The sequence below is a fragment of the Mesorhizobium sp. CNPSo 4661 genome (genome assembly GCF_057784215.1).
Genome location: NZ_JBWGIO010000009.1, coordinates 267,106 through 292,025, shown reverse-complemented (window position 1 = coordinate 292,025; position 24,920 = coordinate 267,106). Strand labels below are relative to the sequence as shown.

Annotated in this window: 24 protein-coding genes; 13 read left to right on the top strand and 11 right to left on the bottom strand. The window is 64.8% G+C overall.

All coding sequences use genetic code 11. The features are described 5' to 3' along the window. The 4 genes from AC0YKC_RS15950 to AC0YKC_RS15935 all read left to right on the top strand — a co-directional run bounded on the left by AC0YKC_RS15950 (position 1) and on the right by AC0YKC_RS15935 (position 4,816). Positions 1-762, top strand: coding sequence for an SDR family NAD(P)-dependent oxidoreductase (locus AC0YKC_RS15950; RefSeq protein WP_434725773.1), 762 nt, complete (start codon positions 1-3; stop codon positions 760-762). Positions 763-1,144: 382 nt separating this feature from the next. Further along, positions 1,145-2,515, top strand: coding sequence for a glutamine synthetase family protein (locus AC0YKC_RS15945; protein WP_488511716.1), 1,371 nt, complete (start codon positions 1,145-1,147; stop codon positions 2,513-2,515). A 2-nt stretch (positions 2,516-2,517) separates the two neighbouring features. Further along, positions 2,518-3,816, top strand: a complete 1,299-nt coding sequence (locus AC0YKC_RS15940) for an NAD(P)/FAD-dependent oxidoreductase (protein ID WP_488511715.1) — start codon at positions 2,518-2,520, stop codon at positions 3,814-3,816. A gap of 214 nt (positions 3,817-4,030) precedes the next feature. Then, positions 4,031-4,816, top strand: a complete 786-nt coding sequence (locus tag AC0YKC_RS15935; RefSeq protein ID WP_488511714.1) for a DeoR/GlpR family DNA-binding transcription regulator — start codon at positions 4,031-4,033, stop codon at positions 4,814-4,816. An 8-nt stretch (positions 4,817-4,824) separates the two neighbouring features. On the opposite strand, the gene AC0YKC_RS15930 is transcribed toward AC0YKC_RS15935, so the two are convergent. The 6 genes from AC0YKC_RS15930 to AC0YKC_RS15905 form a co-directional block, all read right to left on the bottom strand. After that, positions 4,825-5,331, bottom strand: coding sequence for an L-2-amino-thiazoline-4-carboxylic acid hydrolase (locus AC0YKC_RS15930; RefSeq protein WP_434724085.1), 507 nt, complete (start codon positions 5,329-5,331; stop codon positions 4,825-4,827). A 63-nt stretch (positions 5,332-5,394) separates the two neighbouring features. Then, positions 5,395-6,171, bottom strand: coding sequence for an ABC transporter ATP-binding protein (locus AC0YKC_RS15925; protein WP_488511713.1), 777 nt, complete (start codon positions 6,169-6,171; stop codon positions 5,395-5,397). Then, positions 6,168-7,178, bottom strand: a complete 1,011-nt coding sequence (locus AC0YKC_RS15920; protein ID WP_488511712.1) for an ATP-binding cassette domain-containing protein — start codon at positions 7,176-7,178, stop codon at positions 6,168-6,170. Before AC0YKC_RS15920 ends, AC0YKC_RS15925 begins: the two co-directional genes overlap by 4 nt. Further along, entirely contained in the window at positions 7,175-8,005 is an 831-nt protein-coding gene (locus AC0YKC_RS15915) for an ABC transporter permease (protein ID WP_488511711.1), read from the bottom strand. The genes AC0YKC_RS15920 and AC0YKC_RS15915 overlap by 4 nt, the downstream gene beginning before the upstream one ends. Then, the gene (locus tag AC0YKC_RS15910; protein ID WP_488511710.1) at positions 8,002-8,988 is read right to left on the bottom strand and encodes an ABC transporter permease; all 987 of its coding nucleotides are present in this window, start codon (positions 8,986-8,988) and stop codon (positions 8,002-8,004) included. Before AC0YKC_RS15910 ends, AC0YKC_RS15915 begins: the two co-directional genes overlap by 4 nt. Before the next feature lie 261 nt (positions 8,989-9,249). Further along, positions 9,250-10,860 carry an ABC transporter substrate-binding protein gene (locus tag AC0YKC_RS15905; RefSeq protein WP_488511709.1) on the bottom strand — a complete coding sequence of 537 codons (1,611 nt, stop codon included), beginning with the start codon at positions 10,858-10,860 and terminating at the stop codon, positions 9,250-9,252. A 334-nt stretch (positions 10,861-11,194) separates the two neighbouring features. On the opposite strand from AC0YKC_RS15905, the gene AC0YKC_RS15900 reads away from it, so the two are divergent. Next, positions 11,195-12,382: a M24 family metallopeptidase gene (locus tag AC0YKC_RS15900; protein ID WP_488511708.1), complete on the top strand. Its 1,188-nt coding sequence runs from the start codon at positions 11,195-11,197 to the stop codon at positions 12,380-12,382. A 76-nt stretch (positions 12,383-12,458) separates the two neighbouring features. Here AC0YKC_RS15900 and AC0YKC_RS15895 read toward each other — a convergent pair whose 3' ends face one another. From AC0YKC_RS15895 to AC0YKC_RS15885, 3 genes are read right to left on the bottom strand one after another with little or no spacing between them, the layout of a single operon-like run. After that, on the bottom strand, positions 12,459-12,875 hold the full coding sequence (locus tag AC0YKC_RS15895) for a cupin domain-containing protein (protein WP_488511707.1): 417 nt from the start codon (positions 12,873-12,875) through the stop codon (positions 12,459-12,461). Positions 12,876-12,879: 4 nt separating this feature from the next. Continuing rightward, positions 12,880-13,725: a phosphoenolpyruvate hydrolase family protein gene (locus tag AC0YKC_RS15890; RefSeq protein ID WP_488511706.1), complete on the bottom strand. Its 846-nt coding sequence runs from the start codon at positions 13,723-13,725 to the stop codon at positions 12,880-12,882. A gap of 12 nt (positions 13,726-13,737) precedes the next feature. Further along, positions 13,738-14,934, bottom strand: a complete 1,197-nt coding sequence (locus tag AC0YKC_RS15885) for a Tm-1-like ATP-binding domain-containing protein (RefSeq protein WP_488511705.1) — start codon at positions 14,932-14,934, stop codon at positions 13,738-13,740. A 211-nt stretch (positions 14,935-15,145) separates the two neighbouring features. Between AC0YKC_RS15885 and AC0YKC_RS15880 the strand changes: the two genes are divergently transcribed. From AC0YKC_RS15880 to AC0YKC_RS15850, 7 genes are all read left to right on the top strand, one after another. Next, positions 15,146-15,829, top strand: a complete 684-nt coding sequence (locus AC0YKC_RS15880; RefSeq protein ID WP_488511704.1) for a TetR/AcrR family transcriptional regulator — start codon at positions 15,146-15,148, stop codon at positions 15,827-15,829. 353 nt (positions 15,830-16,182) lie between these two features. Continuing rightward, complete coding sequence (locus AC0YKC_RS15875) at positions 16,183-17,499, top strand: ABC transporter substrate-binding protein (protein WP_320296972.1); 1,317 nt, start codon at positions 16,183-16,185, stop codon at positions 17,497-17,499. A gap of 66 nt (positions 17,500-17,565) precedes the next feature. Continuing rightward, entirely contained in the window at positions 17,566-18,471 is a 906-nt protein-coding gene (locus AC0YKC_RS15870) for a carbohydrate ABC transporter permease (protein WP_320296971.1), read from the top strand. Position 18,472: 1 nt separating this feature from the next. Next, positions 18,473-19,429 (top strand): carbohydrate ABC transporter permease, encoded by a 957-nt coding sequence (locus AC0YKC_RS15865; protein WP_320296970.1) that lies wholly within the window; start codon positions 18,473-18,475, stop codon positions 19,427-19,429. Then, positions 19,426-19,647: a hypothetical protein gene (locus AC0YKC_RS15860; RefSeq protein WP_320296969.1), complete on the top strand. Its 222-nt coding sequence runs from the start codon at positions 19,426-19,428 to the stop codon at positions 19,645-19,647. The genes AC0YKC_RS15865 and AC0YKC_RS15860 overlap by 4 nt, the downstream gene beginning before the upstream one ends. After that, the gene (locus AC0YKC_RS15855; RefSeq protein WP_320296968.1) at positions 19,644-20,747 is read left to right on the top strand and encodes an ABC transporter ATP-binding protein; all 1,104 of its coding nucleotides are present in this window, start codon (positions 19,644-19,646) and stop codon (positions 20,745-20,747) included. The genes AC0YKC_RS15860 and AC0YKC_RS15855 overlap by 4 nt, the downstream gene beginning before the upstream one ends. Then, entirely contained in the window at positions 20,747-21,850 is a 1,104-nt protein-coding gene (locus AC0YKC_RS15850; protein ID WP_488511703.1) for an ABC transporter ATP-binding protein, read from the top strand. Before AC0YKC_RS15855 ends, AC0YKC_RS15850 begins: the two co-directional genes overlap by 1 nt. A gap of 124 nt (positions 21,851-21,974) precedes the next feature. Here AC0YKC_RS15850 and AC0YKC_RS15845 read toward each other — a convergent pair whose 3' ends face one another. Both AC0YKC_RS15845 and AC0YKC_RS15840 read right to left on the bottom strand, forming a co-directional pair. Beyond that, positions 21,975-22,406 (bottom strand): DUF4437 domain-containing protein, encoded by a 432-nt coding sequence (locus tag AC0YKC_RS15845; protein ID WP_434724072.1) that lies wholly within the window; start codon positions 22,404-22,406, stop codon positions 21,975-21,977. A gap of 99 nt (positions 22,407-22,505) precedes the next feature. Next, positions 22,506-23,474: an AraC family transcriptional regulator gene (locus tag AC0YKC_RS15840; RefSeq protein ID WP_488511702.1), complete on the bottom strand. Its 969-nt coding sequence runs from the start codon at positions 23,472-23,474 to the stop codon at positions 22,506-22,508. 171 nt (positions 23,475-23,645) lie between these two features. Here AC0YKC_RS15840 and AC0YKC_RS15835 point away from each other — a divergent pair, with 171 nt between their 5' ends. Continuing rightward, a complete protein-coding gene (locus AC0YKC_RS15835; protein ID WP_488511701.1) occupies positions 23,646-24,860 on the top strand; it encodes an MFS transporter in 1,215 nt (404 codons plus the stop codon). Positions 24,861-24,920 lie beyond the last annotated feature (60 nt).

Below are 24,920 nucleotides of genomic sequence, written 5' to 3'. Positions count from 1 at the left end.
ATGATCCTGAAAGACCGTATCGCCGTGGTGACGGGCGCCGGGTCGGGCATAGGCCGCGCCGGGGCCATGATCATGGCCAGGGAAGGGGCGCATGTGGTCATCGCCGACCGCGATCCTGCGGCTGGCGAAGCCGCGGCCTCCGACATCCGCGAAGCCGGCGGCCGCGCCGAGGCCGTCGCCACCGATGTCGGCAACGACACGGCGGTCGAAGATCTGATCGAGGGAACGCTCGGCAGGCATGGCCGGATCGACATCCTGCACAGCCATGCCGGCATCCAGGTCGGCGGCACTCTGACGGAAGTGGGCACGGACGGCATGGATGCCTCCTGGCGCATCAATGTGCGGGCGCAGTTCCTGGCGGCGAAGACCGTGATGCCTTCGATGATCGCGCAGGGCGGCGGTGTCATCCTCAACACGGCGTCCAATTCCGGCGTCTTCTACGATCGCGAGATGATCGCCTACGCCACGTCCAAGCATGCCGTGGTGGCGATGACCCGGCAGATGTCCCTCGACTACGCCAGGCACAATGTGCGCATCAACGCGCTCTGCCCGGGCTGGGTCGACACCCCGTTCAACGAGCCGTTCATCACCCAGATGGGCGGGCGCGACGCAATCGAAAACTATGTCCGCACCAAGATCCCGATGGGGCGCTGGGCGAGCGCGGAGGAGATCGCCGAAGCCATTCTTTTCCTGGTCTCCGACCGTTCGTCCTTCATGACCGGGCAGGCGCTGGTGATCGATGGCGGCGAGAGTATCGGCTGATCTGGTCCAGCAGAGCGGGCTTGCGCCGGCGGCGATGATCGGTCAAACCATAACTCCATCTTAGTGGGACCCGTCATGCAAGCTGCAAAACAGCAATACCGCGCCAGGCATTCGGTTGCCGACGGTATTTCGTTTGCGCGCGCGGGGTATCGCTGATCATGCGCTGCTGCCGCTTCGAGAATCTGCAGCGCGCGGAGGAGACGAAAGTCGGCTCGCATGTCGTTCGCGACGGCTGGACCGAGGGGGTGTGAGGCGTGCTCCACCCGGCCCTTGAGCCGGCCATCAGGCGGGCGTCCGTTCTCGGATAACGCAGCTTAGATAACGCCCTACCCGGAACGGACATGCCCGCCGAAGCGATTTCTCCTTCGTACGGACATGACCAATGCCTGACAATCAAGACTCCTCATTCGCCGGCGCGGACACACAAAGCTGGCTGAAAACGCATGCGATCAACGAAGTCGAGTGCCTCGTGCCCGACGTCAACGGCGTGCTGCGCGGCAAGACCTTGCCGGCGGCCAAATTCCTCAAGTCGCTCGAGGACCGCGCGCTGTATCTGCCGAGCAGTGCCTTCCTGGTGGCGATCGACGGCCGCTATTCCGGCTCCATCGATGAGGGTTTTGCCTATTCGGACCCGGACATGCGCATGGTGCCGGACATTTCCACGCTGTGCGTAGCGCCCGGCAGCGCCGGCAGGGCCTATGTTTTCGCCGACGCCTTCCACATGGACGACCGGCCCTGGATGGCTTCGCCGCGCCATGTGCTGCGGGCGGTGCTCGACCTCTATCGCAAGCGCGGCTGGCGCGCGGTGATGGCGCCGGAAGTCGAATTCTATCTGACCGCGCCCAACCCCGATCCGGACCGGCCGCTGACCGCGCCGGTCGGGCGCAACGGCCGTCCGGAAAGCGTGCAGCATCCCTACGATATGCAAGCGCTTGAGGAGTTCGAAGCGGTGACGCGACGCCTCTGCGAGCATGCCGCCACCGCCGGTCTGCCGCTCGACACACTGATCCACGAATCCGGAACGGCGCAGCTCGAGATCAATCTCCTGCATGGCGATCCGCTGGCGCTTGCCGACAAGGTGCTTTTGTTCAAGCGCCTGGCGCGGCAGATCGCGCAGGCGAATGGCATGCACGCCACCTTCATGGCCAAGCCGATCGCCGCACAGGCCGGCAGCTCGATGCATCTGCACATGTCGATCGTCGATAAGGCGGGCGAACCCTTGTTTGCCGGCAAAGATGGCGAGGACACCGCAATGTTCACGCATTTCATCGGCGGCCTGCAGAAATACATTCCCGAAATCATGCCGCTGTTTGCGCCTAACGTGAATTCCTACCGGCGCATCCGGCCAAACCACAGCGCCCCGGCCAACATCGAGTGGTCGCACGACAACCGCTCCTGCGGACTGCGCGTGCCGATGGGCGGGCGCGCCGCACGCCGCATCGAGAACCGGCTGCCCGGAGCGGACGCCAATCCTTACCTTGCCATGGCCGGCTCGCTGATCGCCGGCTATCTCGGTATCGAGGAGAAGCTTGCGCGCTCGCCGGAAGCCTTCGGCAATGCCTATAAAAGCAACAGCACACTGCCAAAGACGATGGAGGAAGCGCTCGACCGCTTCGCCGCCTGCGAGCCCGTGCGCGCGCTGCTCGGCGAGGATTTCTTCCAGACCTATCTGCGCGTGAAGAGCGTCGAGCTCGACCTGTTCCAGAGCGTCGTGACGTCCTGGGAACGCGACCATCTGCTGCTCAAGGTGTGATCATGGCCTCGCGTTCGACAGGTTTCAATTCCGGTCTCGATATCGGCAAATCCTATTATGCCGCCACCGCCAATCCGGCGCCCGACCATACCGCGCTTGCCGGCGATGTCGAGGCCGACTTGGTGGTGGTGGGCGGCGGTTGCACGGGTCTGTCGGCGGCGCTGCATGCGGCCGAGCGTGGCCTCAAGGTGGTGCTGCTCGAAGGCGGCAAGATCGGCTGGGGCGCCTCGGGCCGCAATGGCGGCCAGATGATCCCCGGCCTGCGCAAGGGCGCCAGGGGGCTGGTCAAGACGTTCGGTCCGGAGCGGGCAAAGGCGCTGTTCGACCTCGCCTTCGAGGCGCGCGGGCTGGTCCTCGACATCATCGAGCGTCACGGCATCGAATGCGATTTGCGCCAGACCGGCCATCTGGTCGGCGCGGTCAGCGCTTCGGATGTGCGCGACTTCGAGGACGAGGCCGGGTGCCTCGCCAAGGTGATGAACTTCACCGATGTCGAGATCCTGTCGGCTTCGCAGGCGCGGCAAAAGGTGGACACGCCCTATCAAGGCGCGGTCTTCGAGCCGCTCGGCGGCCACATGCATCCGCTGAACTACACGCTTGGGCTTGCCCGCGCCGCTTCCGCCGCAGGCGTCACCATCCATGAGAACTCGGTGGCCGTCCGGCTGGAGCGCGAGCCGTCCATCCGGGTGTTCACCGGCAAGGGCTCGGTCCGCGCCAAGCACGTCGTGCTTGCTGGCGATGCGCTGCTCCAGGGATTGGAGCCGCGTGTCAACAGCCGCATCATGCCGGTCGGCAACTATATCGTTGCCACCGAGCCTTTGGGCGAACGCAATGTCATCCCGGCGAATGTCGCCGTCTCGGACACGCTGTTCGTCGTCAACTACTACCGCATGTCGGCGGACGGACGCCTGCTGTTCGGGGGCGGCGAGCGCTACACGCCGTCGCCGCCGGCCGACATAGCGGGCTTCGTGCGGCCGCACATGGAAAAGACCTTCCCGCAGCTCAAGGGCTGCCGCATCGATCATGCCTGGGGCGGTCTGGTGTCGGTCACCACGTCGCGCCTGCCGCATGTCGGGCACTATGGCGAGGTCTATTTCGCGCATGGCTATTCCGGCAAGGGCGTCATCCTGTCGACGCTGTCCGGCAAGCTGTTGGCCGAAGCGATCACGGGCGATGCCTCGCGGCTCGATTTGTTCTCGACGCTGACGCCGCTGCCGTTCCCGGGCGGTACGGCGTTGCGCGGCCCGCTCTATGTGCTGGGCATGCTGTGGTACGCCATGCGCGATCGGTTGCGGCACTAGGGTCTGTTGATATTCAGGTGAGCCCGGCCTGCAAATGGCGGCTTCCTCCGCTTCCGGTGCTCACGTACTTTAAGTACGCTCCGCTCCGGTTCTCAGAAACCACCATTTTCGACTCGGCCTGACCTGAATCTCAATAGACCCCGGGCTGGCTTTCCCGTTCCCGGCGTGGCTAATGTCCTGGCGCCGGGAGGGAAATCCGCGGGAAGGAAGAGCGATGAACATCGAGCCTGACCGGCTGACGAAGAAAGAACGCCATGAGCTGATCCTGTCGGAGGTGCGGCGCTCGGCCTCGATCCGCATCTCGAAGCTTGCCCGCCGCATCGGGGTCGCCGGCGAGACCATCCGCCGCGACCTGATCGAGCTCGGCGAGGCAGGGCTGATCAACCGCACCTATGGCGGCGCCACGATTTCGCTGGTGACGTCGGAACCGGTGATCGCCGAACGCGGCCTTACCATGGTCGAGGAGCGGGCCCGCGTCGGACGGGGTGCGGCCGGACTGATCGAGAAAGGCAGCATCGTGATGATCGACGGCGGATCGACCACCTACGAGGTGGCGCGCAGCCTCTCGCAGCTCGGCCGGGACCTGACGATCATCACCAACTCCATCGGCGTTGCCTCAGTGGCCGGCGCCAATCCCGGTTTCCGCGTCATCCTTTGCCCCGGCACCTATGACAGCCGCGAGGCCGCAGCCCTCGGCGAGGACACTGTGGAATTCGTGCGGCGCTACAATGCCGATATCGCCATCATCGGCGCGTCGGCACTGAACGCGGAGGGACCGAGCGACATGATCTCGGGCGCCGCGGCGGTGAAACGCGCGATGATGGGGCGATCGCTGTCGACGATGCTGGTCGTCACCAACGACAAGTTCGGCCGCAGCGGCCTCGAACGCGTCTGCGCGCTGAACGAGATTTCCGATGTCGTCACCGACAGCGAGCCGGCAGCGGCGCTGCGCGCCGCGATCGACGAAGCGGGCGGCGAGCTGCACGTCTTTGCCGAATAATTCTCCGGCTAAGCGTCACGATTGGTCAGCGCGATGTGACAGCAGCCGGAGCCGTGGCCCGGCGTCCAAGTGACATTGGCAAAGCGCACGCCGGTCGCCTCGAACAGGCCACGGTCGAAGGCGCCGGCGATGCGGCAGAGTGTGGCGAGTTTCTCCTCGCCGACGCCGGCCTCGACCCAGGCATCCTTCAGCGGGCAGCGCTTCACCTTGAAGGCGATGCGGTCCTGGCCTCGCTCGATGTCGGCGGGGTACATGCGCCCGCCATCCGGACTGACGGCGAGGAATGCTTCACCGATCGCCGGCGCGTCATTGGGGCCGAAGCCGGCGAAGGCCGCGGCCGCGACTTCCTGGCCGCGCTTCTCGATGCTGCGGATCATCACCGCCTCGGCCTTCTCGGCGCCGAGCTCGGCGGTCAGCTCGTCGAGGAAGAGGCGGTAGAGGTCGGCGCGGTTGCGGAAGGCCAAGTCGAGCTCACGCGACAGTTTCTCGGCTCTGGCTGCTTCGGGATCGGTCATGGCGTGTCCTGATTTTGTTGTTTGACCATGATCTTGTCCGCAAACCGGTTGCCACTTGCGGGATCATGGTCGGTTCCTGGTCAATCTTGGCGTTGCCGCCACCAACGCCTTGCCAATCGCCGACTGCGGGTCGGCGATGACGGCGCGGGCATCGCCGCTCTCGGCGATCCGGCCGGCATCGAGGATGATGACGCGGTGCGCCACGGCGCGGATGACACCGAGGTCATGGGAAATGAACAGATAGGCGATCCGTTCCTGCCGTTGCAGGTCGAGCAGCAATTCCAGGATCTGCCCGCGCACCGATACGTCGAGCGCCGACACCGCCTCGTCGAGGACGATCAGCGACGGTTGTGTGGCGATGGCGCGGGCGATCGCGACGCGCTGACGCTGGCCGCCGGAAATCTCGTGGACGGCGCGCGTGGCTAGGTTGGCGTCGAGGCCGACGTGTTCCAGCAGCGCCGCGATCCGGCGTGGGCGCTCGGCGCGCGAGGCGATGTTGTGGATGCGCAACGGATCGTCCAGCACGCGCGCCACCGTGGCGCGCGGATTGAAGGCGGCGAGCGGATCCTGGAACACCATCTGCAGGCGGGCGCGGCGAGCGCGCAGCGCGGCGCCCGACAGCGCGAGGAAGTCCGCACCTTCGAATGCGATTCGACCGGCATCGGGCTCGGTCAGCCGCAGCACCAGCCTGGCGATCGTCGATTTGCCGCTGCCGGACGGGCCGGCGAGCGCCAGCGTCTCCGCCGGGCCGATCTCGAACGAGACGTCGTCGACCGCCGCGAAGGGCTTGCCGCCACGATGATAGCGCTTGGCGAGACTGGAGACGGCAAGCATGCTCATGCCGAGGCGCCTTGCCGGTCAAGCAACGGCTCGGCCTCCAGGCCGAGGTGAGCCGCGAGCAGGGAGCGCGTATAGGCATGGCGCGGCGCGTTGAGGGTCTGGCTGGTCTCTCCGAACTCGACCAACTCGCCGTGACGCAGCACCGCGATGCGATCGGCAAGCGCGGCTGCGAGCGCGATGTCGTGGCTGATGAAGAGCATCGTCATGCCGTCCTCGCTGACCAGCCGGCGGATCAGGGAAACGATCTCGGCCTGGACGATGGTGTCGAGCGCGCTGGTCGCTTCGTCGGCAATGAGCAGCTTCGGCCCGGCGGCGATTGCGGCGGCGATGGCCACGCGCTGCTTCTGGCCGCCCGAGAGCTGGTGCGGGTAGGCGCGGAGGGCCGAGTCCGGATCGGGGAGACGGACGCGTTCGAGGAGGGTTGCGGCCTTGGCGTAGGCTTGTGGCCAGCTCAGGTTGAGATGGGTGCGGGCGACCTCGACGATCTGCTTGCCGATCGGCATCACCGGATCGAGGCTGGAGGAGGGGTCCTGGAAGACGAAGCCGATGTCGCCGCCGAGGCGGAATCCTTGTCGGGGTTCGCCAATCGCCGATGATCGGCGTTCTGTCGCCCCCCTCTCTGTCCTGCCGGACATCTCCCCCTCAAGGGGGGAGATTAGCTGGTGATCTCCGCTTTCGCCAATTTTCGAGGCCGCAAGGTGAGCGCCAGCGACGGAACTGCCAATCTCCCCCCTTGAGGGGGAGATGTCCGGCAGGACAGAGAGGGGGGCCTTGGCGCCAGCGCTTGCCGGCAGGGACCAGTCCATGCGCCCGCCAGTCTTGGCGCCCCGGGGCAGCAACCCCGCAACCGCCAGCGCCAGCGTGCTCTTGCCCGAGCCGCTTTCGCCGATGATCGCGAGGCGCTCGCCGGCCTCGATATCCAGACTCACGCCCCTCAGCGCTGCCACCTCGACGCTGTCCCGTCGATACCGCACCGAAAGATCCCGGATCGAAAGCAGCGCCGTCACGACAGGCTCCTGCGCACAGCGGTGCCTTCCACCACGCCTTCGCCAGTGAGGTAGACGCCGAGCACGGTCAACACGAGCGCCACGCCGGGAACGATCGACAGAAAGGGCGCGGTGCGCAGCACCGTGCGGCCCTCGGCGATCATGCCGCCCCAGGTGACGCGGTTGGGATCGCCGAGGCCGAGGAAGGATAGCGCTGCCTCGGTCAGGATCGCCGCCGCCACGATCACCGAAGACAACGCCAGCACCGGCGGCAGGGCATTGGGCAGCACCTCGCGAAAGGCGATTTCGAGCGGGTGCATGCCGATGACGCGGGCGCCGGCGACATAGTCGCGCTCGCGGATCGAAAGCACCTCGGCGCGCGCGACGCGCGCGGGCCCGGTCCAGGCACTGAGCGCGATTGCCGCGACGACGACGCCGAGCGAGGGGCCGACAATGCTGACGAAGGCGAGCGCGAGCAGGAAGCCCGGCACGGTCTGGAAGGCGTCGGTGATGCGCATCAGCACTTCGTCGACGAGGCCCCCGGCAAAGCCGGCCAAATTGCCGACCACCGCGCCGATGAGGAGCGCCGCGGCGGCCGCCGCCAGGCCGACCGCCAATGATGTACGAGCACCATGAAACAGCTCGGCCAGCACGTCGCGGCCGAGCCGGTCGGTGCCGAGCGGCAGCGACCAGTCCTGGAACGGCGGCAGCAGCGCCGGGCCGGCGATCGCCTGCGGGTCGCCGGGAAACAGCAGCGGCGCCGCAAGCGCCATGACGACGAGCAGGGTCAGGATGATTGCGCCAGCGACAGCTTCCGGCGTGCGCAAGAAACGGCGTAGGCGGTTCATGCGCTTGCCTCGCCGGCGCCGACGCGCGGATCGAGGACAGCGTAGGCGAGGTCGACCAGAAGGTTGATCACGACGACCAGGACGGCGCTGACCAGGATGATGCCGAGCAGCAGCGGCGTGTCGCGTCCGGCGACGGCTTCCTGCGCCAGGCGGCCGAGGCCGGGCACGGCAAAGACGCTTTCGATGACCACGCTGCCGCCCAGCATCTGCGCCGATTGCAGGCCGAGCATGGTGACCAAGGGCAAGAGCGCGTTGCGGGCGACATGGGCAAGCACGATGCGGCGGCGCGTCAGCCCCCTGGCGCGGGCGGCAAGCACGAAATCCTGCCGCCAGGCCTCGGCCATGCCGGCGCGCATCATGCGCAGATAGAGCGCCAGATAGATGAAGCCGAGCGCCGAGACCGGCAGCACGAGATGGGTGGCGACGTCGGCGGCGCGGGAAAACCCGGTTTTATCGGAGGCGATGGTCTCGATGCCGCCGATCGGCAGCCAGCGAAGGTCGACGGCAAAGACGACGATGAGCACCAGGCCGAGCCAGAAGCCAGGCACGGCATAAAGCGCCAGCGAACCGATCGACAGGAAGCGGTCGCGAAAACTGCGGGGCCGGGCGCCGGCATAGATGCCGAGCGCCGAGCCAAGGCCGAAGGAAAGCGCGGTGGCGCTGCCCATCAGGATCAGCGTCGTCGGCAGGCGTTCGAGGATGACGTCGCGGATCGGCCTGGAAAACGTGACGGACTGGCCGAGGTCGAGATGCAGCAGCGCCCAGAGGTAGTTGGCGAGGCGGGTGAGCTCCGATTGGTCGAGGCCCCACCGGTGGCGCAGCAATTCGATCATGCCGGCATCACCGCCGGTCGAGACGATGTAGGCGTCGACCGCGTCGCCGGGGGCGGCTTCGAGCAGCAGGAAGCTGCCGATGACGACGACCAGGAGCACGAAGACGCTGCCGACGAGACGGCGGCGGAGGATGGTGAGGGCGCGGGTCATGCGCGCCTCGAAGGGGCGGAATGCTGCAAAAAGGAGATGCCGAGCCCAGGCCCCCCTCTCTGTCCTGCCGGACATCTCCCCCTCAAGGGGGGAGATTGGATGTCGCCATTGGTTTCGCCAATCTCCATCGTTGCAGAATTGGCGGTACAGACAAGCTGCCAATCTCCCCCCTTGAGGGGGAGATGTCCGGCAGGACAGAGGGGGGCCTCGTAGAACTCAGCTTCTACGATGATCTCGCGTACTTTCATCCGCGCGAGTGTGTCACGATTCCAAATAGGTGTCCGCCCAGTTCGACACTGCCCAGCGCGGGTTGTTGGCGATGTTGCCGACCGTGTCGCGGGCGACGGAGATGAAGCTCCATTCGGCGACGTTGATCAGCGGCAAATCGGCGGCCACCTTCTTCTGGAACTCCTTGTAGAGCTCGGTGCGGGCCGACGCATCGAGCGTCTCCGAAGCCTTGGTGATCAGCGCGTCGAGGTCGGCATTCTTGTAACCGCCCTGGTTGGAGAAGGGCACGCCGTCCGGAATGCCGCCCTGCACCAGGATGGTGGTCGAGATCGCCGGGTCGCCGCGGAACACCGGCGGGCCGACGGCGAGGTCGAAGGCATGGTCGGTGTAGACCGCCTTGATGTGCGCAGCGGAGTCGTTGTTGACGATCTCGGCGTCGATGCCTATTGCCGCGAGCGCCTGGCGCAGATAGTCGCCGAACTGCTTTGTCTCGTTGAAGTAGGGCGCCGGCAGCAGCTTCAGCGCAAAGCGCTTGCCGTCGTCGGCGCGTTTGTAGCCGGCTTCGTCCAGCAGCGCATTGGCCTTGGTGACGTCGAAAGGATAGGTCGGCACGTCGGCGGTGTAGAATTGAGGATCGTTCTTTGGCACCGGGCCTGTGGCCGTCGCGGCATAGCCGAGGAAGATCGTCTTGACGACGAAATCCTTGTCGATGGCATGCGCGATCGCCTGCCGCACCTTCAGATCGGCCAGTTCCTTGCGGCGGTGGTTGATCTCGACGACGAGCTGGTAGGTCAGCGCCTCATAGCCCTTGGTGATGACCTTCAGGCCGGGCACCTTCGAGATGCGGTCGAGATCGGCGAGCGGCACGGCGGAGAAGGCGGCGAGCTGGATCTCTCCGGCTTCCAGCGCCGCTGCGGCCGAGGTGCGATCGGGCAGCACCTGGTAGACGATCTCGTCGAGATAGGGTTCGTCCTTGCCCCAATAGGCGTCGTTCCTCGCCAGTCGGTAATATTGGCCGGCCTTGTATTCGGCGAATTTGAACGGGCCTGTGCCGACCGGCGCGTTGTTGGCCGGATTGTCCTCGATCTTGCCCACCTCATAAAGGTGCTTCGGCACGACGCTCGACAGCGCCGGCAGCGCGTTGCGGATCAGCTGGAACGGCGTTGGCTTGGCGAATTTGAAGATGGCGGTCAGCTCGTCCGGGGTTTCGACGGCTTGCAGATCCTTGAACACCGTGCGGCCGAGATTTTGCAGCGGCTTCCAGATCTGCAGCGCCGAGAAGGCGACATCGGCCGAGGTGAAGGGCTTGCCGTCATGCCATTTGACGCCGTCGCGCAATTTGAAGGTGACCGAAAGGCCGTCGGCCGCGCCTTCCCAGGAAAGCGCCAGGCGCGGCGTGAGCCCGTCCTTACCGTTGAAGGAGGCTTCGGCCAGCGTCTCGACGATCTTGCTCGAGATGAAGAAGACGCCGTTGGAGGCGACGATCGCCGGGTTGAGGTTGCGCGGCTCGGAATCGGCGGCCAGCACCAGCCGGCCGCCCTTCTTCGGCGCCTGCGCGAAGCCGATGGTCGGCAGCGCGGTCGAGGCCAGCAGCAGCGCCGAGCCGGCCAGCAGGCCGCGGCGTGAAATCGTCAATTCGGACATCGCTCACACTCCCCTCTTCGCGCCGTGACAGGCGCGGCAATCCGGCGATTATGGCGCTTGGCAAAGGTTTCGCCAGAGACGGATTTGGCGCATCATGGCTTGGCTTTGAAATTTCCGTCCGCTGGACCACCCGGCCGAATGAGGCTCCGATTTCTCTATCTGGTAGGACCAGATCATAGAGAGGCCGGGTCAAGATTCCGGATGAAACCGCCTTTGGCGCGAAAGTGATCAATTCTGGCTGGACCAGAGCGGTCAAAATGATGCAGATTTGGCCGACAGCCATAAATCATGACGTTCGGCGCTCCTGCGGCCGATGAAAAACAGGGAGAGGCAGATGAACATCGCTCCGGGCAAAACCGAGGTCAGCAGCATTCCGTTCGACCAGGCGCGGGTGGACCGGCTGATGGAAGAGGCTGGTATCGACGTTCTCTTCGCCACCTCCAAGCACAACACCCAATATCTGCTCGGCGGCTACAAGTTCATCTTCTTTGCGGCGATGGATGCCATCGGTCACAGCCGCTATTTGCCGATCGTGCTTTACGAGAAGGGCGGGCCGGAGCATGCCGCCTATATCGGCAACAAGATGGAAGGCGGCGAGCACCAGAACCATCCGTTCTGGACACCGACGCTGCATGCCGCCTGCTGGGGCACGCTCGACGCCGCCAATCTTGCCGTGGAGCATCTCAAGCAGATCGGCAAGTCGGCGGCGCGCATCGGCATCGAACCGGGTTTCCTGCCGTCGGATGCCTATATGCTGATCCGCAAGGCGTTGCCGGATGCCAAGCTGATCGACGCGACCGATATGCTGGAGCGCATGCGCGCCATCAAGACCGAGGCCGAGCTGGAGCAGCTGCGCATCGCGTCAGAGCTCATCACCGATTCCATGCTGGCGACGATTGCCTGGGCGCGGGAGGGCACGAGCAAGACCGACATCATCGAGCAGCTCCGGCGCGAGGAGACCAATCGCGGCGCGCATTTCGAATATTGCCTGCTGACGCTGGGTTCCAGCCACAACCGCGCGGCGTCCAGCCAGGCGTGGAAGACGGGCGAGGTGATGTCGATCGATTCCGGCGGCAATTATCACGGCTATATCGGCGACCTCTGCCGCATGGGCGTGCTCGGCGAGCCAGATGCCGAGTTGGAGGATCTTCTGGCCGAAGTGGAGACAGTGCAGCAGGCGGCTTTTTCCAAGGTCAAGGCGGGCGTACTGGGCGGCGACATGATCGCGCATGCGGAGAGCGTGCTGAAGGCCTCCAAGGTCGCGGCCTACACGGACTTCTTCGCGCATGGCATGGGGTTGATCACCCATGAAGCGCCGTTCCTGATGACCAACCACCCCGTCGCCTATGAAGGCACCTATGCGGCCAAGCCGCTGGAGAAGAACATGGTGCTGTCGGTCGAAACGACCATGCTCCACCCGACGCGCGGCTTCATCAAGCTTGAGGACACGGTGGCGGTGACCGATGCCGGCTATGTGATGTTCGGTGACCGCGGGCGCGGGTGGAACAGGGGAGCTTCATAGAGCCTGGAGGCCGGCGCTGCCCCTCATCCGCCCTTCGGGCACCTTCTCCCCGTAGAACGGGGAGAAGGAAAGGCTGTCAGTGACCCGCCGGCAGCAGCTTGAAATCCGGTAACTCGCGCAGCACCAGCTCCGGTCCGGCCGGCGAATAGACGACGAAAAGCTGCATCGGCTGGTCGCCGGTATTGAGCGTCGAGTGGAAGCGGCTTTCCGGCACGTAGATGGTGCAGCCGGGGCCGACCTTCGCCACCACCGGATTGCCCTTCTCGTCCTCGACCATCTGCTCGCCATGGCCGGAGATGACGAAGATGATCTCCTCGGCGCCCGGATGGTTGTGGCGGGTGTGGCCCTTGCCGGGCGGCAAGTCGACGACGCCGCCTGAGAAGCGCTCGGCGCCGTTCACTTCCGGCGCGACCGTCAGCGACAATTTCCCCCAGTCGAAACCGAAGGCGCTGACATCCTTCGGGTAGACGAAAACCTTGCTCCTGTCGGCCATAGCCTCATCCCTTCTTTTTCGTGATCGCGACCGCCTTGAAATCCGCCGTCTGCCTGGCGATTGCCGCTTCGGCCGGCAGACGCTCCATCGAGCTCGCGCCATAGAAGCCGTGCAGCCCCTCGCAGCGCTCCAGGATGTAGCGCGCATCGTCGGGCATCGAGATCGGCCCGCCATGGCAAAGCAGGATGATGTCCTTGCGCACCGAGCGCGCGGCGTCCGCAATGGCGTCGATCTCCTTGACGCAGGCATCGAGCGTTTTCGCCGATGTGGCGCCGATCGAGCCGCCGGTCGTGACGCCCATATGGGCGACGACAATGTCGGCGCCGGCCCTGGTCATGGCGCGCGCCTCGTCCGGATTGAAGACGTAAGGCGTGGTCAGAAGGTCGAGCTTGTGCGCCTCGGCGATCATGTCGACCTCGAGCCCAAAACCCATTCCGGTTTCCTCGAAGCTCTGGCGCATGGTGCCGTCGAACAGGCCGACGGTCGGAAAGTTCTGCACGCCGGAAAAGCCCATCGTCTTCAGTTCGGCCAAAAGCAGCGGCATGATGACGAAGGGGTCGGTGCCGTTGACGCCGGCCAGCACCGGTGTCTTCTTCACCACCGGCAACACCTCATAGGCCATCTCCTTGACGATCTCGTTGGCGTTGCCATAGGCGAGCAGGCCGGCGGCCGAGCCGCGCCCGGCCATGCGGTAGCGGCCGGAATTGTAGATGATGATCAGGTCGATGCCGCCGGCTTCCTCGGCCTTGGCCGACAGGCCGGTGCCGGCGCCGCCGCCGACGATCGGCAGGCCGTCGGCGATCATCTTGCGAAATTTTTCCAGGATCGTTTTGCGCGGAATGGCGGCCATGCTTGTCGTCTCTCACTTCCTGGCTATGTCGAGGAACGCCTCGGCGGCGGCCTTGGCGAAGGCGGGGTCGTTGATGTGCAGCGGCAGGCGCGTCACGTTGCGGTCCCTGGCCGGCTGGATCGTGCGCTCTATAGCTTCGAACAGCGCCGCATCGGCTTCCGGATCGAAGAAGGCGCCGCCTTCGATATCAAGCGCCGAGACGCCCTTTTCCGGGATCAGGAAACGGACCGGGCCGTCGCATCGGGCGAGGCGGCCGCCGATCCATTCACCGATCTTGCGGCATTCCTCGGCCGTGGTGCGCATCAGCGTGACGTTGGGATTGTGCTCGTAGAACAAGCGTCCGCGATAGCGCTCGGGGATCGTGGGCGGCGCCCAGAAGTTCACCATGTCGAGCGCGCCGACCGAGCCGACATAGGGCAGTTTCGTGCGGGCAATCGCGCCGAACCGATCCTCGGTCGCGGGCAGCACGCCGCCGAACAGGAAGTCGCAGACTTCGGTCGTGGTGATGTCGAGGACGCCGGCCAGCAGGCCGCTGTCGGCGAGCTTCTCCATCGAGCGGCCGCCGGTACCGGTGGCGTGGAAGACCATGCAGTCATAGCCGGCGCGCAACTGGTCGACGATCGCGGTCACGCAGGGCGTGGTGACGCCGAACATGGTGAGCCCCAGCGCCGGCTTGCCGGCAGCGGCCGGGGCGGGCTTCGCGGCCATGCCGGCGATGGCCTGGGCGGCATTGTGCAGCACCGTGCGGGAGAGCCTGTTCAGTCCCGCCATGTCGGTCACCGACGGCATCATGACGATGTCGGAGACATCGACGTAAGGCGCGGTATCGCCGGAAGCCAGTGTCGAGACCATGAGCTTCGGCAGGCCGAGCGGCAGCGCGCGCATGCCGGCGGTGACGATCGAGGTGCCGCCGCCGCCGCCGATGCCGATGACGCCGGCGATGTCGTGACGGGAGCGGATGAAGTTGGTGAAGGCGGCGCCCATGGCGGTAACGGCGGCGCCGCGATCGTCGACGCCGAGAACCGCGCCGGCTCCCTTGGGGTGATGCGCGGCGACCTCGCTTGCGGGAATGTCGACCGGGACAGTCGCGCCGCGCGTGCCGATGTCGACACGCGTGACCGCGCCGCCGGCCCTGGCGATAGCATCGGCCAGGAAGGCGAGTTCCTCACCTTTGGTGTCGGCGGTGCCGACCACATAGATGCGTCCCATCCGTGGTTTCCCCGTCATCCGGCATGTCCGGCATCGCCGTCCGCCTTTTTTGCCCCACCTTTAAGCTCCTCGGCGAAAGCCTCGTCGCTGGTGGGGGTCAATTTTTGCCCCACCCTTAAGCTCCTCGGCAAAGCCTCGTCGCTGGTGGGGACCTCATTATTGCCCGGCATTGCGCCATTGCAAATTTTTGAGACGCGCGTATCGTATTGATATGGATGTCTCACGTCAACAAGCTGTCTCCGCCGACGATGCCGCCCACGCGCCGGCCGTCGAGAAGGGGCCGCGCGCCCGCACCAGGCGGCTGATGCTGGAAACGGCGACGAGATTGATGCAGTCCGGCATGACCCCTTCGGTCAGCGAGGTCGCGGAGGCAGCGGAAGTGTCACGCGCGACCGCGTACCGGTATTTCCCGAGCCAGGCGGCGCTGGTGCAGGCCGTGGTCGACGAAGGGCTCGGCCCGATACTCACCTGGAAGTCGGCGTCCGACGATGCCGAGCGGCGCGTGGCGGATCTGTTCGCCACCGCGATGCCGCGCATCGAAGCCTTCGAGGCGACGTTCAAGGCGGCGCTGAAGCTGTCGCTCGATCAATGGGCGCGGCGCCAGGCGGGCACCCTCGGATCGGAACCGGCCTTCAAGCGCGGCCATCGCGTCGACTTGCTGAAGGATGCGATCGCACCGCTCAAGGGCCGCTTGAAGCCGCGCCAGTTCAAGCGCCTGGCCCAGGCGCTGTCGCTGGTGTTCGGCGTCGAGGTGGTCACGGTGCTGAAGGATATATGGGGGCTGGACAGCGCCGAGATGATGTCGGTCGCGCAATGGGCGGCGGGCGCGCTGGTTCGCGCCGCAATGGCGGAATCGGAGGCGCAATCGGCAGTGTCCAGGGCGACAATGGCCTAAATCTGGTTCGACCAGATTGCGACGACGGTTCGGAATGTTAATTGCAGTGGGCAGTCCATGGCAAGGGTCCTGCGTATCAAAGAGTAGGAAAAACAAGGGAAAACAGGCAGATATCGTAATGCTTCCCTTTTTCGGCTGCTGCCGGCCACTCAAGAAAGCGCTTGACGCCAAGCTGGAATTGGTAATACCAGATCAAGACCGATAAAGCGGATCAAATAGTGAAGGCCGAGATCCATTTCCGGCAGGGCGAGGAGGCCCGGAACCGGAGAGGTGCCGTCACAGGAGGAACTACCAGGGCCGGCTTCGTTGCCGGTCCACATGACGCGGTAGAATGCGCACAAGGGAGGAAAACTATGCGCAAGATAGTGACCAGCGTGATTGCTGGTATCGGGCTGGCGCTTGCCTGCGGGACATCCGTCCGCGCGCAGGACAAGGAACTCACCATCTTCTGGGCGGAATGGGATCCGGCGAACTATCTGCAGGAACTCGTCAACGAATACACGGCCGAAACCGGCGTGAAGGTCACGGTGCAGACCACGCCATGGCCCGACTTCCAGACCAAGGCCTTCACCGAATTCAACGCGCATGGCGACGCCTACGACCTGGTGGTCGGCGACTCGCAATGGCTCGGCGCCGGTTCGACGCAGGGTCACTATGTCGACCTCACCGACTTCTTCAACAAGCACAAGCTCAATGACGTGATGGCGCCCGCGACCATCAAATACTATGCCGAATACCCCGGCGGTTCCGGCAAGTATTGGGCGATCCCGCTGGAGGGCGATGCGATCGGCTGGTCCTACCGCAAGGACTGGTTCGAGGACCCGAAGGAGAAGGAAGCCTTCAAGGCGAAATACGGCTACGACCTCGACATTCCGAAGACCTACGCGCAGTTGCGCGACATCGCCGAGTTCTTCTACCGTCCGGACCAGAAGAAATACGGCGTCGCCATCTACACCGACAATTCCTATGACGCGATGGCGATGGGCGTCGAGAGCGCCATATTCAGCTATGGCGGCGATCTCGGCGACTACGCAACCTACAAGGTCGACGGCGTCATCAATTCGAAAGAGGCCGCTGCCGGCCTCGACATGTACAAGGAACTCTACAAGTTCACGCCTCCGGGCTGGGGCAAGACCTTCTTCGTAGAGGACAACCAGGCGATCACCGGCGGTCTCGCCGCGATGAGCATGAACTTCTTCGCCTTCTTCCCGCCGCTGGTGAACAAGGCCACCAACCCCTATGCCGACGTCACCGGCTTCTTCGCCAACCCGGCCGGGCCGGACGGCAAGCGCTTCGCCGCTCTCGGCGGCCAGGGCATCTCCGTCATCTCGTACTCGAAGAACAAGGACGAGGCGATGAAGTTCCTCGAGTGGTTCATCAAGGACGAGACCCAGAAGAAGTGGGCCGACCTCGGCGGCTACACCTGCAGCCAGGCCGTGCTGAAGTCGGAAGCCTTCCAGAACGCCACGCCATACAACAAGGCGTTCTACGACACGATGTTCATGGTCAAGGACTTCTGGGCAACGCCTGAATATGCCGAAGTGCTCGATCAGCTGAACCAGAACATCTATCCGTTCGTGGTTGGCGGCAAGGGCACCGCCCAGGAAGCTCTCGACAAGACCGCCGCCGACTGGAAGGCGACGTTCACCAAGTACAATCGTTACAAGTAAGCACCGCAGTCAGAATGCCGGAGGAGGGTTTCCCCTCCGGCATTCCTGTTTTCAGGGAGACATTCGTTGGCTTCGGTAGCCCTCACCAATCTTGATCCGGCCTCCAGGGCCGCCGCGCGCGGCTGGTCCGATCTGACCATCCGCAACCTGTTCATCATCCCGACGCTGGTTTTCCTGATCGTCTTCAACATCTTCCCGTTGATCTATTCGCTGGGCTATTCGTTCACGAACTTCGCCGCAAACCGGGGCGATGCCTGGCAGTTCGTCGGCTTGCAGAACTACCGCGAACTGCTCAGCGACGACCACATCTGGTCGAACTTCATCATCACGGCGAAATACGTCATCGTTTCGGTAGCGGGACAGATGATCGTCGGCTTCGGCCTTGCGCTTCTGCTCAACCGCAGCTTTCCGATGAAGGGGCTGATCACCACGCTTTTGCTGTTGCCGATGATGATGTCGGCGGCGGTCGTCGGCCTGTTCTGGCAGTTGCTCTACAGCCCGTCCTGGGGTCCGATCAACTATGTCTTCGGCCTTGGCGACTTCGCCTGGCTCTCCAATCCCGACAGCGCGCTCTACGCGGTCGCGATCACCGACATCTGGATGTGGTCGCCTTTCGTCATGCTGCTGTCGCTCGCCGGCCTGTCGGCCGTGCCGCAGCATCTCTATGAGGCCGCCGCGATCGACCGCGCCGGATGGTGGTACACGTTCACCCGCATCACCTTGCCGCTGGTCTCGCCGATCCTTTTGATCGCATTGATCTTCCGCACCATGGAAGCCTTCAAGACCTTTGACATCGCCTACACGATGACGACCCAGCCAACCGCCGAACTGATCGCGATCCGGCTCTACAAGCAGGCCTTCCAGCAGTGGGATACGGGCAAGTCCTGCGCGCTGGCCTACATCGTGTTGATCATGGTGCTGGCCATCACCAACCTCTACGTGAAGTATCTCAACAAGGTGAAGGAGCGCTGACATGGCCGCCGTCCGCACTTCTTCCGAGGTCGCATTCAACCGCATCGCCATCGCCGCGGTGCTGATCGCGACGCTGATCTTCCTGGCGCCGATCTACTGGATCGCCTCGACGGCGTTCAAGCCGAAGGAGCTCGCCGTCAGCGTGCCGCCCACCGTGCTGTTCGAGCCGGAGGTGACGCCGTTCGTGCGGCTCTTCACCAAGCGCGTGCAGATGCAGAAGGCCGTCGATCCGCAAGTCTACGATGCCGCGCCCTGGTGGGAAAAACGCATCTATGACGGCGGCGAGCGGGTGCTCAAGGTCGGCAAGGACGTGCAGCTTTCGCAATATCCCGACCGGTTCATGAACAGCCTGATCGTGGCTGTGATCAGCACGGTGCTCGCGGTGGGCATGGGAACCTTCACCGCCTACGGCTTCTCACGCTTCAAGGTGAAGGGCGAGGCAGACCTCCTTTTCTTCATCCTGTCGACCCGCATGCTGCCGCCGGTGGTGGTCGCCATTCCGATGTTCCTGATGTACCGGATGGTCGGCCTCAACGACTCGCATATCGGCCTGATCATCCTCTACGTCGCCTTCAATCTTTCGTTCTCGGTCTGGCTGATGAAGGGCTTCATGGACGAGATCCCGAAGGAATATGAGGAGGCGGCGCTCGTCGACGGCTACACACGCATGCAGGCCTTCTTCAAGATCGTGCTGCCGGAAGCGGCGACCGGCATCGCCGCCACCGCCGTGTTCTGCTTCATCACCGCGTGGAACGAATACGCCTTCGCGCTGATCATGACCAACCGGCGCGCCCAGACGGCGCCGCCCTTCATCCCGTCGCAGATCGGCTCCGGCCTGCCGGACTGGACCACGATCGCGGCGGGTACTTTCCTGTTCCTGTTGCCAGTCGCGATCTTCACCTTCCTGCTGCGCAACCATCTGCTTCGCGGCGTGACGTTCGGAGCAATCCGAAAATGAGTTTTCGCGCCATCAACGAGAAGTACCTGCTGCCGGCCTCGCAAATCCTCATGGTGCTGGGCATCGTAGCGCTCTGCCAGCCATGGAGCCTCAGCCTGCATTCATACGGTGTGACGATCATCCTGGTCGGGCTGATCGGCTTCAACATCACGTCCAAGATTGCACCGGAGCAGAGCGAGGAAACCGGCGCCGCGATGCATGAGGGAGCCCGGCAGTGACGCAGATCGAACTTCGCGGCATCGAGAAATTCTTTGGTGCCGTCCAGGTCATCCATAATTTGAACCTCGCCATCGCCGACAATGAGTTCATCGTGCTGCTTGGACAGTCGGGCTGCGGCAAGACCACGACGCTGCGCGCGGTGGCAGGGCTGGAGACGATCGACCAGGGCGACATCCTGATCGACGGCAAGCCGGTGCAGCACCTCAAGGCCGCCGACCGCGACATCGCCATGGTGTTCCAGTCCTTTTCGCTCTACCCGCACATGACCGTCTTCGAGAACATCGCCTTTCCACTGCGCGCCACGCGCATGAGCAGCGGCGAGGTCGACACGTCGGTGAGAGAGATCGCCAGGGTTCTTCGCATCACCGATCTGCTCGACAAGAGGCCGTCTGCGCTCTCGGGCGGCGACATGCAGCGGGTGGCGATCGGCCGAGCGTTGGTGCGGCGGCCGAAGGCGATGCTGATGGACGAGCCGATCGGCGCGCTCGACGCCAAGCTGCGCGAAGAGATGCGCGCCGAGATCAAGCGCCTGCACGTCAAGCAAGGCTCGACCACGATCTACGTCACGCACGACCAGATCGAAGCGATGAGCCTGGCCGACCGCATCGTCATCATGCATGAAGGCTTCATCCAGCAGGTCGGCACGCCGGACGATGTCTATTCGCACCCGGCCAACCTGTTCGTCGCGCAATTTGTCGGCAGCCCGGTGATGAATATCGCCGAGGCCAGCGTCGCGGATCAGGCCGGTGCAGCAACCGTCACCATCGGCGGCGCGCCGTCGGGTTTCGAATTTCCGCGCGAGCTCCTGTCCAGGCTCAACGGGCATTCCAACGGTGGCTTGACGCTCGGCATCCGACCGGAGGGCGTGCTCGTCCGCCGCGACGCAGCGCCCGGCTACGTGCCGGTCGAGGCGAATATCATCGAGCCGCTGGGTTCCTTCGACATCGTCGACCTCAAGGTCGGCTCCAAGATGCTGCGCGCCCGCACCAAGGCAGGCTACGTCTCGGGCCCCGGTGAGAAAGTCCATGTCCGCATCGATCCCGAGCAGGCGCATTTTTTCGACACCGCAAGCGGTAAGTCGCTGGGAGTAAGGCTGTAATGGCCCATATCGAACTGAAGAACATCACCAAGAAATTCGGCAGCCACACCGCGCTCACGGGTCTGAACCTCGACATAGCCGACGGCGAGTTCTTCGTGCTGCTCGGCGAGACCGGCGCCGGCAAGACGACGACGCTACGCCTGATCGCCGGACTGGATAAGCCGACTGACGGCCAGGTTCTAATCGACGGCGTCGACGTCGCCGACTGGGGCGCGGCCGAACGCGACGTGGCGCTGGTGCTGCAGCAATATTCGCTCTATCCGCGCTACACGGTGCGGCAGAACCTGGAATTTCCGCTGAAGCCGAAGATCCGCCGGCTGCCGGATGCCGAGATCAAGGACCGCGTCGCGCGCGCGGCCCGCACGCTCAGGATCGAACATCTGCTCGACCGCAAGACCGACCGGCTTTCCGGCGGCGAGATGCAGCGCGTCTCGATCGGCCGCGCCATCGTGCGCAAGCCGCGCGTGTTCCTGATGGACGAGCCGCTGTCGGCGCTCGACGCCAAGCTGCGCGAGGCGCTGCGCACGGAGCTGAAGAACCTGCAGATGCAGCTCGGTGCCACATTCCTGTTCGTCACGCATGACCAGATCGAAGCCATGTCGATGGGCGACAAGGTCGGCGTGCTCAACCATGGCCGCATCGTCCAGATCGGCACGCCGCATGAGATCTACAACAATCCGCGCGACACCTATGTCGCGAGCTTCGTCGGTTCACCGCCGATGAACCTCATCGACGGCAGGCTGGTCGACGACCGCGCGGTGATGGCGCCGGTGAATTTCGAACTGCCGCTGTCACCTGGGGCCAAGACTTTTGGCGGGGGCAGGACGAGTGGCGCGACCGACGGTCGGCCACTCGTCTTCGGCATCCGTCCGGAGGACGTCTACCTGGAGAGCGGCGCGCCGGTCGAGGCACGCGTCCACGATGTCGAGAACCATGGCGTGGAGAAGATCCTGACGCTCAGGGTCGGCGACACGATGCTGCGGGCAACCGTGCCTGCCAGGACCGATGTGACAATCGAGCAGCCGGTGCGCTTTGCCTGGAACCCGGACAAGGTGATGCTGTTCGACAAGGGCAGCGGCGTCAGCCTGAAGCACGCTAGCTGACTAGAGCAATTCGTCCGGAATTGCGTAAAAACAAAGAGATAGGGCGTTTCGCCGTTTCCGTGAAACGGTGAAGCGCGCTAGCCCGCCGCTTCGCCCACAGAGATTTCGCCGGTCGGTTCTTGCGCTATTTCGGCAGATAGGTCTCGTAAGGCGTGTCGTTGATCAACAGGATCACGCATTCGGTGTCCGACAGGCAGGCATCGTCATGCATCTCGTCGGCCTTCTGGGTCCAGTAGGAGCCGGGCGGCAACTCGACCTTGGTGGCTTCGCCGCCCTGCATCTGCCAGTGCGCCCAGAGGCCTTTGATGACAATCGCGCGGTAATCGGCGGTGTGGGCATGGACAGGCGCGCGCCAGTTGCCGGGGACCTTCAGCAGCGTGCCGGCCGGTCCTTTCGCCCGTTCGCCCCATAACGCGCCGAGGCGCTGCGGCTGGCCCGGCGCTTCGACGGCGTAAGGGATCTTGTCGGCGGGCAGGTAGCTGTCTTCGAGCGCCAAAGCCGGGCTCGGCAAGACGGCAAGTGCGGCAAGCGCAAACGGTGCGAGATGGTTAGGCATGGCGGTTTCCTCCGCCCTTGAGCTTATGCCGTCTCGACTGACGGGGAATGACACGGTGTCCAAAAGACTTGGCAATTCCTCCAGCCCTGCAGCTGGCGATCAGGATTGTTCGTCGGCGCCGGCGTGACGGAAATGACTCGGCGCGACGCCCATCACCCGCTTGAAGGCGCGGCTGAAGGAGGCTTCCGAATCGTAGCCCAGCCTCGACGCCGCCACCGAAACCCGCATGCCGTCGCGGCCTAGCCATTGCCGGGCCTGGTGCATGCGCACGCGCAGCACATATTTGGCCGGCGTCTCGCCGACCACGGTGGCGAAGCGCTGCGCGAAGGCGGAGCGCGAGGCGCCCATCCTCCTGGCCAGCGCCTCCACCGTCCAGTCGCGCTCCGGCTGCAGATGGATGGCGGCAAGCACCTTGCCGACATCCGGATTGCGCACGGCGGCGATCCATCCGGTGGCGTCGCCGCAGCCATTCTCCACCCAGGAGCGGATGATGGTGGCGGCGAGCACGTCGGCCAGACGGGCCAGGATGCCGCCGGAGCCGACGCGGTCCATCGTCACCTCGCCGGCCATCGCGTCGAGCAGATGCTGGATGCCGGGCGCGTTCGCCATCAGCTTATGCGCCTGCATCAGGTCGGGCATCATTTCCAGCAGCGGATGCGAGCCGTCGAGGTTGAAATGCATCGAGCCGCAAAACAGCAAGGTCTTGCTGCCGTCGCAGCCATTCGAGACGTCGTAGATGTTCTCGCAGACCGGCTCGATCGTGTAGCGGCCGATCGGCACCGGAGGCACGCCGGGCGCGCTCGCGAGCACGTGCGCGTCGCCGCGCGGGATCAGCAGCGCGTCTCCGACGGAGAGTTGGGTCCATTCCTTCGCCGGCGTAAACAGCCAGCAGCCCTGCTGTCCGATGAAATGGAAGCGCGCCGCCTTCTGCGCGGGGAAGGAAACGGCCCAGGGCTCGCCCAGCACGCAGCGGCCGTAATCGACGCCGTCGAGGCGCAAGCCGCGCAGCATGTCGGTCAGCGGGTCGCCGGAAGCCTGCAGAATGGTTTTGGACGAATTGTAATTCATTTCGGCGTTTCTAGCATGGAAACTCCAGCCAGTCACTCCCTATGTTGCACTGCAGCCAAATATTGCGCCGCAACCAGATCGAACTGACACAGCCGCCTGCCGGCATGTATCGGGTGGAGTCCGATCGGGTCATCTCCTACGTGGCGCCGCAAACAGATCGGAGATTTTGCCATGACCGAACCCGCCACGGGCGTCGTCGACGCCGCCGATCTCGACGGAAGCGAAGCCGAGGAGCGAACAGAGCCGGCATGGGGCGCGGTGGTCTCGCTGGCGCTCGGCGTTTTCGGTCTGGTGACTGCCGAATTCCTGCCCGCCAGCCTGTTGACGCGGCTGGCGCAGGACCTTGGCGTCAGCGAAGGCGCCGCCGGCCAGGCGGTGACGGCGACGGCCGTCGTCGGCGCGATCGCGGCGCCGACCATGGCGATCGTCACCAAGTGGCTCGACCGCCGGCTGGTGATGTGGATCCTCTCGGTGCTGCTGATCGTCTCCAACCTCGTCGCCGCCTTCGCCTCCTCGCTCACCATGCTGCTTCTTGCCCGCGTCGTGCTGGGCGTTGCGCTCGGCGGTTTCTGGTCGATGTCGGCGGCGATGGCGCTGCGGTTGGTGCCGATGCGGCTGATGCCGCGCGCCATGTCGATCATCCTGACCGGCGTCTCGGTTGCTACCGTCACCGCCGCCCCGGTCGGCGCCTATGTCGGCGATATCTGGGGCTGGCGAACCGCCTTCATGATCGCGGCGGTCGTCGGCGCGCTGGCGCTGCTGGCGCAGCTCGCCACCCTGCCCAGCCTGCCGCCCACAACCGTTGCAAGCTTCCGCACCCTGCTCGCCGTGTTGAAGCGGCCGATGATCCGCGTCGCGCTGCTGGTCGTGCTGCTGGTTGCGTCCGGACAGTTCGCCGGCTTCACCTATGTGCGGCCGTTCCTGGAGACCGTTCCGGCGATGCCGATCGAGACGATCTCGCTGGTGCTGCTTGCCTATGGCATCGGCGGCTTCTTCGGCAATTTCGCGGGCGCGTTCCTGGCCGAGCGCAACCTTAAGATGGCCGTCGGCCTGGCGCCGCTGCTGATCGCCCTGTCGGCGGCGACGCTGCTCGTGTTTGGCGCTTCGCCGATAACGGCTGCAGTCGCAGTCACCGCCTGGGGCTTTGCCTTCGGCGCCGTCCCCGTCGGCCTGCAGACCTGGCTGGTGCGCGCCGCGCCCGATCAGGCCGAGAGCGCCGGCGGCTTGATGGTCGCGACCTTCCAGGTGGCGATCGCGCTCGGCGCCATCGTCGGCGGCCTGCTGGTCGATCATGCGGGTGTGGCGAGCGCCTTCGCCTATGGCGGCGTGGCGACCTTGCTCGCGGCGCTGGTGACCTTCCTGATGGGGCCGAAGCAGGCTGATTAGCCTGGTCGGGACCATTTCTGCCGCATCGACCCAGGCCTTCAGGCTCCGGCCGATGCGCCG

What these genes read in the sequence shown, in the direction of transcription:
- AC0YKC_RS15935 (WP_488511714.1), top strand. Translation starts at nt 4,031, where the DNA reads ATGAACATCGAGCCTGACCGGCTGACGAAGAAAGAACGCCATGAGCTG.
- AC0YKC_RS15845 (WP_434724072.1), bottom strand. Translation starts at nt 22,406, where the DNA reads ATGCCTAACCATCTCGCACCGTTTGCGCTTGCCGCACTTGCCGTCTTG.
- AC0YKC_RS15880 (WP_488511704.1), top strand. Translation starts at nt 15,146, where the DNA reads ATGGATGTCTCACGTCAACAAGCTGTCTCCGCCGACGATGCCGCCCAC.
- AC0YKC_RS15905 (WP_488511709.1), bottom strand. Translation starts at nt 10,860, where the DNA reads ATGTCCGAATTGACGATTTCACGCCGCGGCCTGCTGGCCGGCTCGGCG.
- AC0YKC_RS15840 (WP_488511702.1), bottom strand. Translation starts at nt 23,474, where the DNA reads ATGAATTACAATTCGTCCAAAACCATTCTGCAGGCTTCCGGCGACCCG.
- AC0YKC_RS15915 (WP_488511711.1), bottom strand. Translation starts at nt 8,005, where the DNA reads ATGAACCGCCTACGCCGTTTCTTGCGCACGCCGGAAGCTGTCGCTGGC.
- AC0YKC_RS15860 (WP_320296969.1), top strand. Translation starts at nt 19,426, where the DNA reads ATGAGTTTTCGCGCCATCAACGAGAAGTACCTGCTGCCGGCCTCGCAA.
- AC0YKC_RS15875 (WP_320296972.1), top strand. Translation starts at nt 16,183, where the DNA reads ATGCGCAAGATAGTGACCAGCGTGATTGCTGGTATCGGGCTGGCGCTT.
- AC0YKC_RS15885 (WP_488511705.1), bottom strand. Translation starts at nt 14,934, where the DNA reads ATGGGACGCATCTATGTGGTCGGCACCGCCGACACCAAAGGTGAGGAA.
- AC0YKC_RS15895 (WP_488511707.1), bottom strand. Translation starts at nt 12,875, where the DNA reads ATGGCCGACAGGAGCAAGGTTTTCGTCTACCCGAAGGATGTCAGCGCC.
- AC0YKC_RS15930 (WP_434724085.1), bottom strand. Translation starts at nt 5,331, where the DNA reads ATGACCGATCCCGAAGCAGCCAGAGCCGAGAAACTGTCGCGTGAGCTC.
- AC0YKC_RS15910 (WP_488511710.1), bottom strand. Translation starts at nt 8,988, where the DNA reads ATGACCCGCGCCCTCACCATCCTCCGCCGCCGTCTCGTCGGCAGCGTC.
- AC0YKC_RS15900 (WP_488511708.1), top strand. Translation starts at nt 11,195, where the DNA reads ATGAACATCGCTCCGGGCAAAACCGAGGTCAGCAGCATTCCGTTCGAC.
- AC0YKC_RS15850 (WP_488511703.1), top strand. Translation starts at nt 20,747, where the DNA reads ATGGCCCATATCGAACTGAAGAACATCACCAAGAAATTCGGCAGCCAC.
- AC0YKC_RS15945 (WP_488511716.1), top strand. Translation starts at nt 1,145, where the DNA reads ATGCCTGACAATCAAGACTCCTCATTCGCCGGCGCGGACACACAAAGC.
- AC0YKC_RS15950 (WP_434725773.1), top strand. Translation starts at nt 1, where the DNA reads ATGATCCTGAAAGACCGTATCGCCGTGGTGACGGGCGCCGGGTCGGGC.
- AC0YKC_RS15940 (WP_488511715.1), top strand. Translation starts at nt 2,518, where the DNA reads ATGGCCTCGCGTTCGACAGGTTTCAATTCCGGTCTCGATATCGGCAAA.
- AC0YKC_RS15925 (WP_488511713.1), bottom strand. Translation starts at nt 6,171, where the DNA reads ATGAGCATGCTTGCCGTCTCCAGTCTCGCCAAGCGCTATCATCGTGGC.
- AC0YKC_RS15835 (WP_488511701.1), top strand. Translation starts at nt 23,646, where the DNA reads ATGACCGAACCCGCCACGGGCGTCGTCGACGCCGCCGATCTCGACGGA.
- AC0YKC_RS15865 (WP_320296970.1), top strand. Translation starts at nt 18,473, where the DNA reads ATGGCCGCCGTCCGCACTTCTTCCGAGGTCGCATTCAACCGCATCGCC.
- AC0YKC_RS15890 (WP_488511706.1), bottom strand. Translation starts at nt 13,725, where the DNA reads ATGGCCGCCATTCCGCGCAAAACGATCCTGGAAAAATTTCGCAAGATG.